We start from the raw sequence: 12,120 nt of genomic DNA on the forward strand, positions 1-12,120 counted from the left end.
GATCGGCGCGCCGGGTCATGTCGGGTGCCGGCGGCGGCGATTTGCGAGACTGAGGCTCGGCCTGTCGAGCAGTGAAGGAGAACCCCTGTTGGTGCACTGTGATGGCTGCTCGCGGCCGCGCCCCGCGGGATCGGCGCACCCGCCGAGATGAGCGAGCCCGCACCCGAGAACGAGCCCGCCGCGGGCCAGCCCGACGACTCGCTGCACGGGTCGGTTCTCATCTGTGTGACGGCCGTCGTCGCCGGGGTGTTCATCGGCGTGGTCGGCGGCGCGTTCCGTTGGTGCCTGCAGGAGGCCGAACGCCTGCGCATCGACCTGGTGGACTGGGCGCACGGGCTTCCGGGGCCGGGCTGGTTGATCCCCATCGCCGTGGCCGCCGCCGGCGCCACCCTGGCCGCGTTGATCGTGCGCTGGATGCCGCTGGCCGCCGGCAGCGGCATCCAGCATGTCGAGGCCGTCTTCCGCGGTGAGGCCAGGCCTCCGCTGCTGCGGCTGCTGCCGGCCAAGTTCGTCGGCGGGGTGCTGGGCATCGGCTCCGGACTGGTGCTGGGCCGCGAGGGGCCCACGGTGCACATGGGCGCGGCGATCGGCGCCGAGGCGGCACGACGGGTCCGGCTGCCCGACGCCGAGGTCCGGATGATGCAGACCGCGCTGGGCGGGGCCGGGCTCGCGGTCGCGTTCAACGCGCCGATCGGCGGCACGCTGTTCACCCTCGAGGAAGTGACCCGCTCGTTCCGCCTGAAGACGGTGCTGGCCACCATGTTGGCCGCGGCCGCGGCCGTCGGGTGTTCGCGCCTGCTGATCGGCAACCGGCCGGATTTCATCGTCGAACCGATCGGGGCTCCGGAACTGCGCTTTCTTCCGCTGTTCGTCGTCTTCGGCGTGCTGACCGGGTGCCTGGGTGCGGCCTACAACCGGTTGGTGCTGTGGTTCCTCGACCATGTCCGCGACATCCGGCGGGTGCCGCCGGTGATCAAGGCCGCCGTCATCGGCGGGGTGGTCGGGGTGGCGATGTACATCTACCCGCTGGCCGTCGGCGGCGGAGACACCCTGACCCAGTTGATCGTCAGCGGGCACCACATCGTGCTGCCGGTCGTCATCGGCTACCTGCTGGTGCGGTTCGTGGCGGGGCCCCTCTCGTACTCCGCGGCCGTGCCGGGAGGGCTGTTCGCGCCGCTGCTGGCGGTGGGGGCGCTGTGGGGACTGCTGTTCGCGGGCGCCTTCGACGCGGTGTGGCCCACCGACGTCTCGCGGCTGGCGGTACCGATGGCGCTGGTCGGCATGGCCACCTTCTTCGGCGCGACCGTGCGCGCCCCGGTCACCGGGATCGTCCTGGTCATCGAGATGACGGCGACGACGGCGACGGCCATCCCGATGCTGGCCGCCACCGCCGCCGCGGTGCTGACCGCCTACCTGGTGGCCTCCCCGCCGATCTACGACTCGTTGCGGCAGCGGATGCCGCCCGAATCCCCCCGGGCCGACGGGCCCTGAATCCCGTCGCCGGTGCGGGCGCGGGGATACGGTGGGTTGACGTTGTCGGCGGCACACCGGGGGTGCGGCGATGGAGGACTTGCGGCCGGATCGGATCATGGCGATCGGCGGCGGCTACTGCGGCGCCAAGGTGCTGTTGTCCGCGGTGGGCCTCGGGCTGTTCACGGTGCTCGGCGAGGACGCGATGACCGCCGCCCAGATCGCCGAGCGGCTGGGGCTGGTGCCGCGGCCGGCCACCGATTTCCTCGATGCGCTGGTCTCGCTCGAGCTGCTGGCCCGCGACGGCGACGGACCGCAGGCGCGCTACCGCAACACCGCGGAGACGGCGCACTTCCTCGATGAGAGCAGCCCGGCGTATCAGGGTGGGCTGCTCAGGATCTGGGACGAACGCAACTACCGCTACTGGGCGGACCTGACCGAGGCGCTGCGGACGGGCCGGGCGCAGAGCGAGGTCAAACATTCCGGCCGGCCGTTCTTCGAGACGCTCTACGCCGACCCGCGCCGGCTCGAAGCGTTCATGGCGGCCATGGACTCCTCGTCCCGGCGCAACTTCGAGCTGCTGGCCGCCCGGTTCCCGTTCGGCCGCTACGCCACCCTGTGCGATGTCGGCGGTGCCGATGCGCTGCTGACGAGGATCGTCGCCGCGGCACATCCGCACCTGAGCTGCGTGAGCTTCGACCTGCCGGTGGTGACCGAGATCGCGGCCCGCAAACTGGCCGCGGCGGGGCTGGGGGAGCGGGCGCGCGCGGTGGCGGGCAGCTTCCTGACCGACCCACTGCCGCCGGCCGAGGTCATCACGATGGGGATGATCCTGCATGACTGGAACCTCGAGCAGAAGAAGGCCCTCGTCGCCAAGGCCTACGAGGCACTGCCCGCCGGAGGCGCCTTCGTCGTGGTCGAGTCGTTGATCGACGATGCCCGGCGCACCAACACCTTTGGGCTCACGATGTCGCTGAATATGTTGATCGAGTTCGGTGACGCGTTCGACTACACCGCCGCCGACTTCCGGCAGTGGTGCTCGGCGGCGGGTTTTCGTTCGTTCGACACGATCGCCCTCGACGGCCCGTCGGGTGCGGCCATCGCCTACAAGTAGTCGGGAGCACTCGGTCACCGTCGGCATCGTTCCACCGGCCGCTCGCAGATGCTGCGGGTGTGATCGAGCACCCGCAGCGCCCGAATCGCCGCTGGCTGAGGGAGAGCAAGGGCACAGCCGGATGTCTGAACACACCCGGCTGTGCCCCTTCGCTGATCTGCTAGTTGCTGCTGCCGGAGTCCGGAGACCCGTGGTTGCCCGCGTGGCCCTGCCGGCCGCCGATGCCGCGCTTACCGGGCGATCCGCCATTGCCGCCCGTCGCGGTGCCGCTGGCGGTCGAGGCGTCGCCGCCGTTACCGCCGTGGCCGCCTCGCCCGCCGACGGGACCGCCGGGGCCGCCGGTTCCGCCGGTGCCGCCCTTGGCGTCGCCCGAGTCGGTCTCGGCGTCACCACCGCGACCACCGTCACCGCCGGCGCCGAGGACCTGACCGCCCTGGCCGCCGGTGCCGCCGGTCCCTCCGGTGGCGTCCCCGCTCTCCCAGGAGTTGGCATTGCCCCCGGAGCCGCCGGCACCGCCGGCGCCCGTACTGTCCCGGCCGCCGGTGCCGCCCCGGCCGCCCGTGGCCTCGCCATCATCGGAATCGGCGTCGCCGCCGGTGCCGCCGGCACCGGGGGTACCGCTCAGCGTGCCGCCGCCGTCTCCGCCGCGGCCACCGACCCCGGTGGCGGCGTCGTAGGCGTCGGCGAATCCGCCGTCGCCGCCCGTACCCCCGGCGCCGGCCTGCGTGCGTCCGCCGCTGCCCCCGGCGCCGCCGGCCGCCTGGCTGCCGGCCGCCGACGCTTCGCCCTCGCCGCCGTCGCCGCCGTTGCCGCCGTTGCCGCCGGTGGCGTTGCCGCCATCACCCCCGGACCCGCCGGTGGCGCTGCCGTGCTCGGAGTATGCATAGCCGCCGTCGCCGCCGTGGCCGCCGTGCCCGATGAGCAGGCCGGCCAAACCGCCAACGCCGCCGCTGCCTCCGTACGCGTCGTCCGTGGTGCCCTCCGGATCGGGATCGGAGAGTTCGTTGAAGTCTTCGCCGCCGTTACCGCCGTTGCCGCCGTTGCCGAACCACATGCTGGCGTCGCCGCCGTCGCCACCGGCGGTGGCCGCCGAGACAAGTTTGCCGTTTTCGTACACCGCCGCCAGTCCGTTGCCGCCGTTGCCGCCGTTGCCGAAGAAGAACCCCGCGTCGCCGCCGTTGCCGCCGTTGGCACCGTTTCCGCCGTTTCCGCCCAGCCAGCCGCCGTTGCCGCCGTTGCAGGCAGAGCCGATACAGTCGGCCGCCGCGTCCAAGCCGTCGCCGACCAGCCAGCCGCCGTCGCCGAACATTGGTCGCAAAGTCGTCGCCGGGGCCGCGGCCACCGGGCGGCTGTCGTTGCCCAGGCCGGCATACTGCAGCCAGAAGAACTCGGAATCCTCTTCTCCGGAAGTAAGTTGGATGTCTGCGACCCGAGGCTGCGGAACGCTGGCGTTGACCGCGGCCAGGGCGCCGGCCCCGACGACTGCGGCCCCGGCAAACCCCGCGGTCAGGTACTGGCTGATGGAAATACGCGGCGCCGCCCGGTGCCGGGCATGGCTGTAGCGCATGGGAATCCCCCCCTGTTTGATTGTCTCGCCCCCCCGGGCGGCCTTTCGCGGTGGATGCCCGGAAAGACAGACTGATTGTTAGGTCTGCGAGGCGTCAATGTCAACAGCTTCGCGTCGTGTCGTCGGGTCGTTCGAGTTTTTGCTGGCAGCGGGCTCAGGTGCAGTGGCCGCCGGCTGGCCCGGACATGTGACTAGCCGAAATGGGTGTGCGGGCGCGCCAGGCGCGCACCGTCGACGGTGATGTCCAGCTTCTCGTTGTAGAAGGCCACCAGCCCCGCGATGGCGGCCACCGCGGGCAGCGGGTAGTGGTAGGTCCACGCCAGGTCGGGATACACGGCCTCGCCGACGCGCACCGACCAGTAGCCCGACGTCGTCCCCTTGTAGGGGCACAGGGTCTGCGTGGGGCTGGGCTGCAGGTGCTCGAAGGCGATGTCGGTCTTGTCGATGTAGTACCGGGTTGGCAGACCGGTCTCGAAAAGCAGTACCGGGCTGTGTGTTTCGGCGATCGTGATGCCGTCGAGCTCGACGCGGACATGCCGGTGTGCGCGGAGTGCGTCGACCCGCGCGTAGGGGTTCCTGGGGTGGCCGTAGATCGGCTCGTCCTCCTCGAACCAGCTCAGCGCCGCCCACTCGAATCGCACCAGGCCCGCCACCGGGCTCTCGGAGCCGGCGTCGAAGACTCGTGCCGCGGACGCGAAACGTCGACCGCCGCCGACCAGTGAGTACAGCCGCGACGGTCCGAACTGCACCCGCTGGGGGCGCTCCTCGTCGAGGAGGTACCCGGGGCGGACGTCGGCGACCGGGATGTAGTACTGCGGGTAGTAGGGCACCTCCCAGACGTAGCGTGCCGCGGTCGTGTCGAACACCAGCTCGTGCCCGGCGAAGCCGCGCACCCGCCGCGGTGCCGGTTCGACGCGCCCGCGTGCGGCGGCCGCGGCGGGGAAGTCCGGCTCCGGGCCGGGTGATGTGGTCACGGGAACCTCCTCGGCAGTGAACCCGGTGACCCCAGTATCACCGTCGCCGGCGCCGCGGGGAACACGCTCGTGGACGGGGCTCTATCCGGTGCAATCCAGCGACACCGAGATGGACCTGCTCACGACCACCGGCACGACGATGAAGTCGTCCCGGCCTCGGTCGCCGCGGTGGGTGCCGTCGTGACCGTGGTGCTTGCGGCCGTCGCCGACGCGTTCATAGCCGATCACGGTCTGCGGATTCCGCACGCTGGTCACCACGCACCGTTCCAGCGGGAGATTGCCCACCCGGTCGACGTTGACGGTGTAGCCCTGGTATTCGAGCAATTCGATGGTGTCGGTCGCGGTCTGGTCCGCCGAGGCGGGGCCGGGCGGCGCGCCCAGCGCCGCCAATCCGGCCGCAGCCGCCGTCACCGCTCGTGCTGTTGCTCGTGACGGTCTCATCGGCCCGCCTCCGTCCACTCCGGGCGATTCCCGACCTAGCTTGTTCATCGGGGCCCGGCCGTGAATCGTTTCGGCCCGGCTCGGCGCGCGGTCGCCGTGGCGAACACGGCCTGCTGCGCGTCAGAGCCTGCCCATCGCACGGGACATGGCGGCGTCCTCGATGAAGTTGTAGTGCATCGGGCAATGGGGAGCGTGCTCCTGGTGCGCGTTCTCGTCGAACACCCAGTGCAGCGCTACGTTGACGCTGTGCACCGGGTGGTGGCTCAGTTCCCATACCGCGCCGTGGACGTCGCCGTGGAGGTCGCCGTGGACGTCGCCGTAGACGTCACTGCGGAAGTCACCGTGGTCACTGCCCGCGCTGGGCGGCGCTTCATGCAATACAGACATTTCGATCCCCCGGATCGTGCTAAGTATCGGCGGATGTCGGTACCCATCCATTGTCCCACCGGCGGCGTCTCCGGCGCGAGTAGCGCGCTACTCGTTGTTCCCGTTTTCGTGGTTCCCGGTCGGCCACTCCGCGTCGGAACCGGCGTCGGTGCGTGACGGACCTACCGGTGACGACGCCCCCGCGGCGCAGGGAGGAACGCGGGGTGGGGCGAACGAGGCAACATTTCTCCGCGCGCGTCAATGTAACAATTCAGTAACATACGCGAAACCGTCGAGGTCCCTCCGATTGGGGGTATCCGCGCAGGTGTCGCGTGTATTTGGGCCGTTCGGGGGCAGATCCGCGGGGATTCTCGGTTTGATCCGGCGTTCGTGACTGTCCTACGGTCACATCGCCGAAGATCGCAAACTGTAGAGAATCGATAACCCGTTCGGTGGTGACAGCAAACTGTCTATGCAAGCTTCGAAAAGTGAACTGACCCCCGCTGCCTGGGCGCCGTACCTGCGGCGTCCGCGCGCGACCGATGCCATCGGCATGGGCCGGCTGGTCGCCGACAGCGGCGTACTGGACCCCAACTCGTCCTACGCCTACCTGCTGCTGGCAACCGACTTCGCCGACACCTCGATCGTGGCGGAGCGCGACGGCCGGCTGTGTGGCTTCATCACCGGCTACCACCCGCCGACCCGCCCCGAGGTGCTGTTCGTCTGGCAGGTCGTCGTCGCCGAGTCCGCCCAGGGAACCGGATTGGGCGGTGCCATGCTTGACGCGCTGCTCCACCGGGTACGCACTGACCGTCACGGTCACCCGGTGACCGTGGAAGCCACGGTCGCGCCGAGTAACTCGGCATCGCGCGCTCTGTTCGGTGGCTTCGCCCGGCGGCATGGTGTGCCGCTGATCGAACAACCGCGGTTCGATGCCGCACTGATGGACCCCGAGGGGGGCCACGAGGACGAACCCGTTCTCCGTATCGGTCCCTTTACCGAAGATCTGAACAACAGTTGATTTCATCAACGGAAGGACGCCATGTCGCCGCTTGACGCATTAATCGCCCGTTCCGAATCCGACCTCCCCGAGGTCTACGACCACGTCGAATCCGAGGTCCGCAGCTACTGCCGCGGCTGGCCCGCGGTCATGGACGTCGCCGAGGGTTCCTGGATCACCGACACCGACGGAAACCGTTACCTGGACTTCTTCGCCGGCGCGGGCGCGCTGAACTACGGGCACAACAACCCGCTGCTCAAGAAGCCCCTGCTGGAATACCTGTCCGGCAACAAGATCGTGCACTCGTTGGACATGGCCACGGTGGCCAAGACCGAGTTCCTCAGGACGTTCGACGAGCTGATCCTCACGCCGCGCGAGCTGGACTACAAGGTGCAGTTCCCCGGTCCGACCGGGGCCAACGCGGTCGAGTCCGCACTCAAGCTGGCCCGCAAGGTGACCGGTCGCGAATCGATCATCAACTTCACCAACGCTTTTCACGGCATGACGCTGGGCGCGTTATCGGTGACCGGCAATTCGATGAAGCGTGCCGGTGCCGGAATCCCGCTGGTGCACGCGACTCCGATGCCCTACGACAACTACTTCGACGGTGTCACCGAGGACTTCCACTGGTTCGAGCGCGTCCTCGACGACTCCGGGGGCGGACTCAACCGGCCCGCCGCGGTCATCGTCGAGACCGTGCAGGGCGAGGGCGGCGTCAACGTCGCGCGGATGGAGTGGCTGCAGGCGCTGGAGCAACTGTGCCGAAAGCGCGACATCCTGCTGATCGTCGACGACGTCCAGATGGGGTGCGGGCGCACCGGGCCGTTCTTCAGCTTCGAGGAGGCCGGCATCAAGCCCGACATCGTGACCCTGTCGAAGTCCATCAGCGGCTACGGCCTGCCGATGGCGCTGACGCTGTTCCGTCGCGACCTCGACGTCTGGTCGCCCGGCGAGCACAACGGCACCTTCCGCGGCCACAACCCGGCCTTCGTCACCGCCGCCGCGGCGCTGCAGACCTACTGGCGCGACAACCAGTTCGCCGAGGAGACCAAGACCAAGGGCAAGCTGGTCCGGGAGCGCCTCGAGGCGATCGCCGCCACCGCGAACGGTGTGACCGCGCGTGGGCGCGGTATGGTGCAGGGGCTGAAGTTCGAGGATGCGGATGCCGCCAGTGCCGTATGCCGCGCGGCCTTCGACCGCGGACTGCTGCTCGAGACCAGCGGACCTTCTGACGAAGTCGTCAAGCTGTTGCCCCCGTTGACGACGTCCACCGATGACCTGGCAGCCGGGCTCGACATCATCGCCGAGTCGGTCGCCACGTCGGCGGCCTGACCATCCGCGGCGCCCTAGCCCTGATTTCGAGGAGTTTCACCGATGATTGTGCGTACCACGGAGGAGATCACCGGCACCGAGAGGGACGTGTCGGACGGTGCATGGCGGTCAAAGCGGATCATCCTGGCCGGCGACGGGGTGGGGTTCTCGTTCCACGAGACGACCATCAACGCGAACTCGATCAACGAGTTCCACTATCAGCACCACGTCGAGGCGGTCTGGGTCGTCGAGGGATCGGGTCTGTTGACCAACCTGGAAACCGGAGAAGAGCATAAGCTGGCACCAGGGACCATGTACCTCCTGAACGGTCACGAGCGCCACCGCGTCACGTGTCACGAGCAGCTGCGGATGCTGTGCGTATTCAACCCCCCGGTGACCGGGCGCGAGGTGCATGACGAGTCCGGAACGTACCCACCGCCACCGCAACACTGAGAACACTGGGAACACTGAGCAAGGCCACAATGCAGGAAAGTCACGACAACTACCCCACTCGACTCGACCACGCGATCCCGCCGATTCCCCGGGTGGAACCCACCGTGTGGGGCGGCCGGGAGCACGGACCCCTCGACGACGACGCGCTGAACGCCTTCGGCGCCGGCGGCTACCTCATCAGGCACCGCGCGCTCGGGGAGGACTGGCTGCCGCCGCTGAACCAGGAACTCAACCGCCTGGGCGCCGATCTCGACGCCGACGACCCGCGGGTGGTGCGTGAGCCCGGCGGCGGGAGCATCAGGTCGGTCTTCGAACCGCATCTGCTCAGCGACCTCATCGCCGAGGTGGTCTCCCTGGACACCGTGCTCCCGGTCGCGCGTCAGCTGCTGGGCAGCGATGTCTACATCCACCAGGCGCGGATCAACATGATGCCGGGGTTCACCGGGACGGGGTTCTACTGGCACTCGGACTTCGAGACCTGGCACGCCGAGGACGGGATGCCGGCCATTCGCGCCGTGTCCTGTTCGATCGCGCTGACCGAGAACTACCCGTACAACGGGTCGCTGATGGTCATGCCCGGCTCGCACGAGACCTTCTATCCGTGTGTCGGCGCCACCCCCGACGATCACCACACCGCCTCGCTGGTGAACCAGCGGATCGGGGTCCCGGACCAGACGACGCTGGCCAAGGTCGCCGATCGGTGCGGGATCGACCAATTCACCGGTCCGCCCGGGACCGCGCTGTGGTTCGACGCCAACCTGCTGCACGGGTCGGGCTCCAACATCACCCCCTTCCCGCGGTCGAACATCTTCCTGGTGTTCAACTCCGTCGAGAACGCCCTGGTGGAGCCGTTCGCGGCCGCGCGGCGGCGACCGGAGTACCTCGCCTCCCGCGCCGCGGTGCCCTTCGGCAGCATCCAGGCCTCGGTGTAGGCGGGCCGGTCTGGGCCGGCCCCGCGTGCCGAGGATCTCAGCGCTGTTCGACGCTGTTGCCCTGCCCGGCGCGCTGCACCCGCGGGGTGCCCGACCGGTAGTCCACCCGGTTGTCGAACCCCGAGGCGCTGATCTCGTCGGCGGAGTCGACGGTGATGATGTTCTGAATGCCCGACACCTCCACCCGCAGGCAGTGCCCGCCGATCTCGACCGTGTTGGACACCCCGCTGACCCGGACGACCCCGTCGTTGCACACGAGCGTGCGGTTCTCGCCGACGCCGCCGAGGCTGAACTCCCCGCCCGGGGGCAGCGCTACCGGTGAGCCGGCGCCGGGGGCCTGCGGGCCGGCCGGAAGGACCGGGACGGGAACCGGGGCGATGCCGGAGTCCCGGCCCGGGGGTGCGGGCGCGGGGGACGCCGGGCCCTCGGGGGACTCCAGGGCCGAACGTGCACCGGAGAAGATGTCACGCACCGAGCTGGCCAGTGCGACAACGCCGATGAGCCCGGCGGCCGCGATCACGCCGATGATCAGCAGGACCAGCGGCCCGCGCCGGGGCGCCCGGGGCGACGGTGACGCCGGCGGCATCGGGTAGGGGCCCTCGGAATACCACGGCGAGGGCATCGGCGGGACATGGCCGGTCGGTACGGGCGGCACGGACGCGTTCCCGTGGGGCGGCGTGAGCCCGAGCTCCGAGGCCCGCGCCGCGTCGGTCAGCGGGCGTTCCAGCTCCCGGATGTACGCCTCGGGGTCATCGTCGGACTCCATCCGCTGATGCTGCCACACCCGTCGGCGGCTCACCGCCATTCTCGCGGTCGCCCAGTGACTTCGGGGTGCTGTGACCCAGTCCGGCCCGGCGTGCGCGGGGGCCCGGACCGCCCTATCGTTGACGGGCACCCGAACCCACGGAGGCCCCGACGTCCGAGCTGCTGCAGTTGCTGGCCGACCAGCCGATGATCACCTTCGGCATCTCCGTGATGCTGGGCGCCGCGCTCGGAGCCGTCTCGATCGCCGGTGTGTCGCTGGGAAGCGCCGGGATACTGTTCGCCGCGATCGGCCTGGCCGCCTGGGGGGCCGCCGACGGCGTCACCATCGCGGTGCCGGAGCCGGTCGGATTCCTCGGGCTGGTCCTGTTCGCCTTCGCCACCGGGATCATCTCCGGGCCAGGGTTTTTCGAGGCACTGCGATCGTCCTGGCCGTTGATGCTCGCCGTCGCGGGGGTGATCCTGGGTGCCGCGGTGGTGACCTTCGGGCTCGGCCGGCTGGTCGGACTGGAGCCCGAGGCCATCGCCGGTGTGTTCGCCGGATCGCAGACCAACACCCCGGCGCTGGCGGCCGCCGGGGGCGGTGCCCAGGCCACCGTCGGCTACGCCTGCGCCTACCTGTTCGGTGTGCTGGGCATGCTGGTCGCCACGGCGATGTCGTTGCGCCGCAGCACCACCGACACCGATGCGCCCGAGCCGCTGGTCGACGTCACCATCCGGGTGGACCGCAGCACCCCCGTCGCGGTCGCCGACATCGCCGCCGGTCGCCACGTCACGTTCGTGCGGCTGTGTCCGTCCGGGCAGACCGGCGTGAGCGCCGTGACCGACGACACCGTTCTCGGCCACGGCGACCTGGTGTCGGTCGTCGGCCCGAACCGGGAGGTGGACGCCATCGTCGCAGATCTCGGCCACCGCTCCACCCATGACCTCACCTCCGACCGGGCGCACCTGGACTTCCGCCGGATCACGCTGTCCAATCCCGCCTACGGCGGCCTCACCGTCGCCGAGCTGCAGCTGGGGCCCCGGCACGGCGCCACGGTGTCCAGGGTCCGGCGCGGCGACGTCGACCTGATCAGCGCCCCCGGGCTCAAGCTGCACCTCGGCGACCGGCTGCGGGTGGTGGCGCCGCCCGAGCAGATGGCGGCGGTCACCGCGCTGCTCGGGGACTCCAGCCGGGGGATGACCGCGCTGGCCCCGGTGGCGCTCGGCGGCGGGCTGGCGCTGGGGCTCGCCGTCGGCCTGATTCCGGTGCCGCTGCCCGGCGGCATGACGGTCAGTGTCGGCGCGGCCGCCGGCGCGCTTCTGGCGGGCCTGGTGATGGGCCGGGTGCGCCGGGTCGGCCGGATCCTGACGACCATGCCGCTGGCGTCCTCGACGGTGCTGGCCGACATCGGTCTGATGCTCTTCCTGGCCTACGCGGGCTGCAAGGCCGGTTCGATGATCGGCACCGCCTTCGGCTCCGGTGAGGTGCTCAAACTCGTCGGTGTCGGGGCCGTCGGTACCACCGTCCTGGCGAGCGGGACATATGCGTTGACGCGCTGGGTCTTCCGGCTCGGCGGGGTGCGCAGCGCCGGCATCCTCGGGGGTGTGCAGACCCAGCCCGCCATTCTCGGTTTCGCCAACGAGCGCACCGGCTATGACGCCCGGGTGTCGCTGGGCTACGCGCTGGTCTACCCCACGGCGATGATCGTCAAGGTGGTGGCCGCGCAGCTGATCGCCAGCCTGTGACC

General features: G+C 70.2%; 12 protein-coding genes. 7 read left to right on the top strand and 5 right to left on the bottom strand.

Annotated features, from left to right (window positions below; genetic code table 11):
- The first annotated feature begins 147 nt into the window (after window positions 1-147).
- Together CSR00_RS11315 and CSR00_RS11320 are read left to right on the top strand one after the other, a co-directional pair.
- Window positions 148-1,491 (top strand): H(+)/Cl(-) exchange transporter ClcA, encoded by a 1,344-nt coding sequence (locus CSR00_RS11315; RefSeq protein ID WP_099022499.1) that lies wholly within the window; start codon window positions 148-150, stop codon window positions 1,489-1,491.
- 70 nt (window positions 1,492-1,561) lie between these two features.
- Window positions 1,562-2,584, top strand: a complete 1,023-nt coding sequence (locus CSR00_RS11320) for a methyltransferase (RefSeq protein ID WP_099022500.1) — start codon at window positions 1,562-1,564, stop codon at window positions 2,582-2,584.
- A gap of 160 nt (window positions 2,585-2,744) precedes the next feature.
- Here the strand turns inward: CSR00_RS11320 and CSR00_RS30650 are convergent, their stop codons facing one another.
- The 4 genes from CSR00_RS30650 to CSR00_RS11340 all read right to left on the bottom strand — a co-directional run bounded on the left by CSR00_RS30650 (window position 2,745) and on the right by CSR00_RS11340 (window position 5,953).
- Window positions 2,745-4,151, bottom strand: a complete 1,407-nt coding sequence (locus CSR00_RS30650) for a hypothetical protein (RefSeq protein ID WP_176562018.1) — start codon at window positions 4,149-4,151, stop codon at window positions 2,745-2,747.
- A 191-nt stretch (window positions 4,152-4,342) separates the two neighbouring features.
- The gene (locus CSR00_RS11330) at window positions 4,343-5,125 is read right to left on the bottom strand and encodes a DUF427 domain-containing protein (protein WP_099022501.1); all 783 of its coding nucleotides are present in this window, start codon (window positions 5,123-5,125) and stop codon (window positions 4,343-4,345) included.
- Window positions 5,126-5,206: 81 nt separating this feature from the next.
- Entirely contained in the window at window positions 5,207-5,536 is a 330-nt protein-coding gene (locus tag CSR00_RS11335; protein ID WP_407662424.1) for a hypothetical protein, read from the bottom strand.
- 150 nt (window positions 5,537-5,686) lie between these two features.
- Window positions 5,687-5,953, bottom strand: a complete 267-nt coding sequence (locus tag CSR00_RS11340) for a hypothetical protein (RefSeq protein WP_141564337.1) — start codon at window positions 5,951-5,953, stop codon at window positions 5,687-5,689.
- Between the two features lie 451 nt (window positions 5,954-6,404).
- Between CSR00_RS11340 and ectA the strand changes: the two genes are divergently transcribed.
- From ectA to thpD, 4 genes are read left to right on the top strand one after another with little or no spacing between them, the layout of a single operon-like run.
- Window positions 6,405-6,953, top strand: a complete 549-nt coding sequence (gene ectA, locus CSR00_RS11345; protein ID WP_099022503.1) for a diaminobutyrate acetyltransferase — start codon at window positions 6,405-6,407, stop codon at window positions 6,951-6,953.
- A 21-nt stretch (window positions 6,954-6,974) separates the two neighbouring features.
- Window positions 6,975-8,264, top strand: coding sequence for a diaminobutyrate--2-oxoglutarate transaminase (ectB, locus tag CSR00_RS11350; protein WP_099022504.1), 1,290 nt, complete (start codon window positions 6,975-6,977; stop codon window positions 8,262-8,264).
- Window positions 8,265-8,306: 42 nt separating this feature from the next.
- Window positions 8,307-8,696, top strand: a complete 390-nt coding sequence (locus CSR00_RS11355; protein WP_099022505.1) for an ectoine synthase — start codon at window positions 8,307-8,309, stop codon at window positions 8,694-8,696.
- A 29-nt stretch (window positions 8,697-8,725) separates the two neighbouring features.
- Window positions 8,726-9,628 (top strand): ectoine hydroxylase, encoded by a 903-nt coding sequence (thpD, locus tag CSR00_RS11360; RefSeq protein ID WP_099022506.1) that lies wholly within the window; start codon window positions 8,726-8,728, stop codon window positions 9,626-9,628.
- 37 nt (window positions 9,629-9,665) lie between these two features.
- Here thpD and CSR00_RS11365 read toward each other — a convergent pair whose 3' ends face one another.
- The gene (locus tag CSR00_RS11365; protein ID WP_141564338.1) at window positions 9,666-10,394 is read right to left on the bottom strand and encodes a DUF3060 domain-containing protein; all 729 of its coding nucleotides are present in this window, start codon (window positions 10,392-10,394) and stop codon (window positions 9,666-9,668) included.
- A 167-nt stretch (window positions 10,395-10,561) separates the two neighbouring features.
- Here CSR00_RS11365 and CSR00_RS11370 point away from each other — a divergent pair, with 167 nt between their 5' ends.
- Window positions 10,562-12,118 (top strand): aspartate-alanine antiporter-like transporter, encoded by a 1,557-nt coding sequence (locus CSR00_RS11370; RefSeq protein WP_245905950.1) that lies wholly within the window; start codon window positions 10,562-10,564, stop codon window positions 12,116-12,118.
- The last annotated feature ends 2 nt before the right edge of the window (window positions 12,119-12,120 follow it).

Source organism: Mycolicibacterium palauense (assembly GCF_002592005.1).
Classification (GTDB): Bacteria; Actinomycetota; Actinomycetes; order Mycobacteriales; family Mycobacteriaceae; genus Mycobacterium; species Mycobacterium palauense.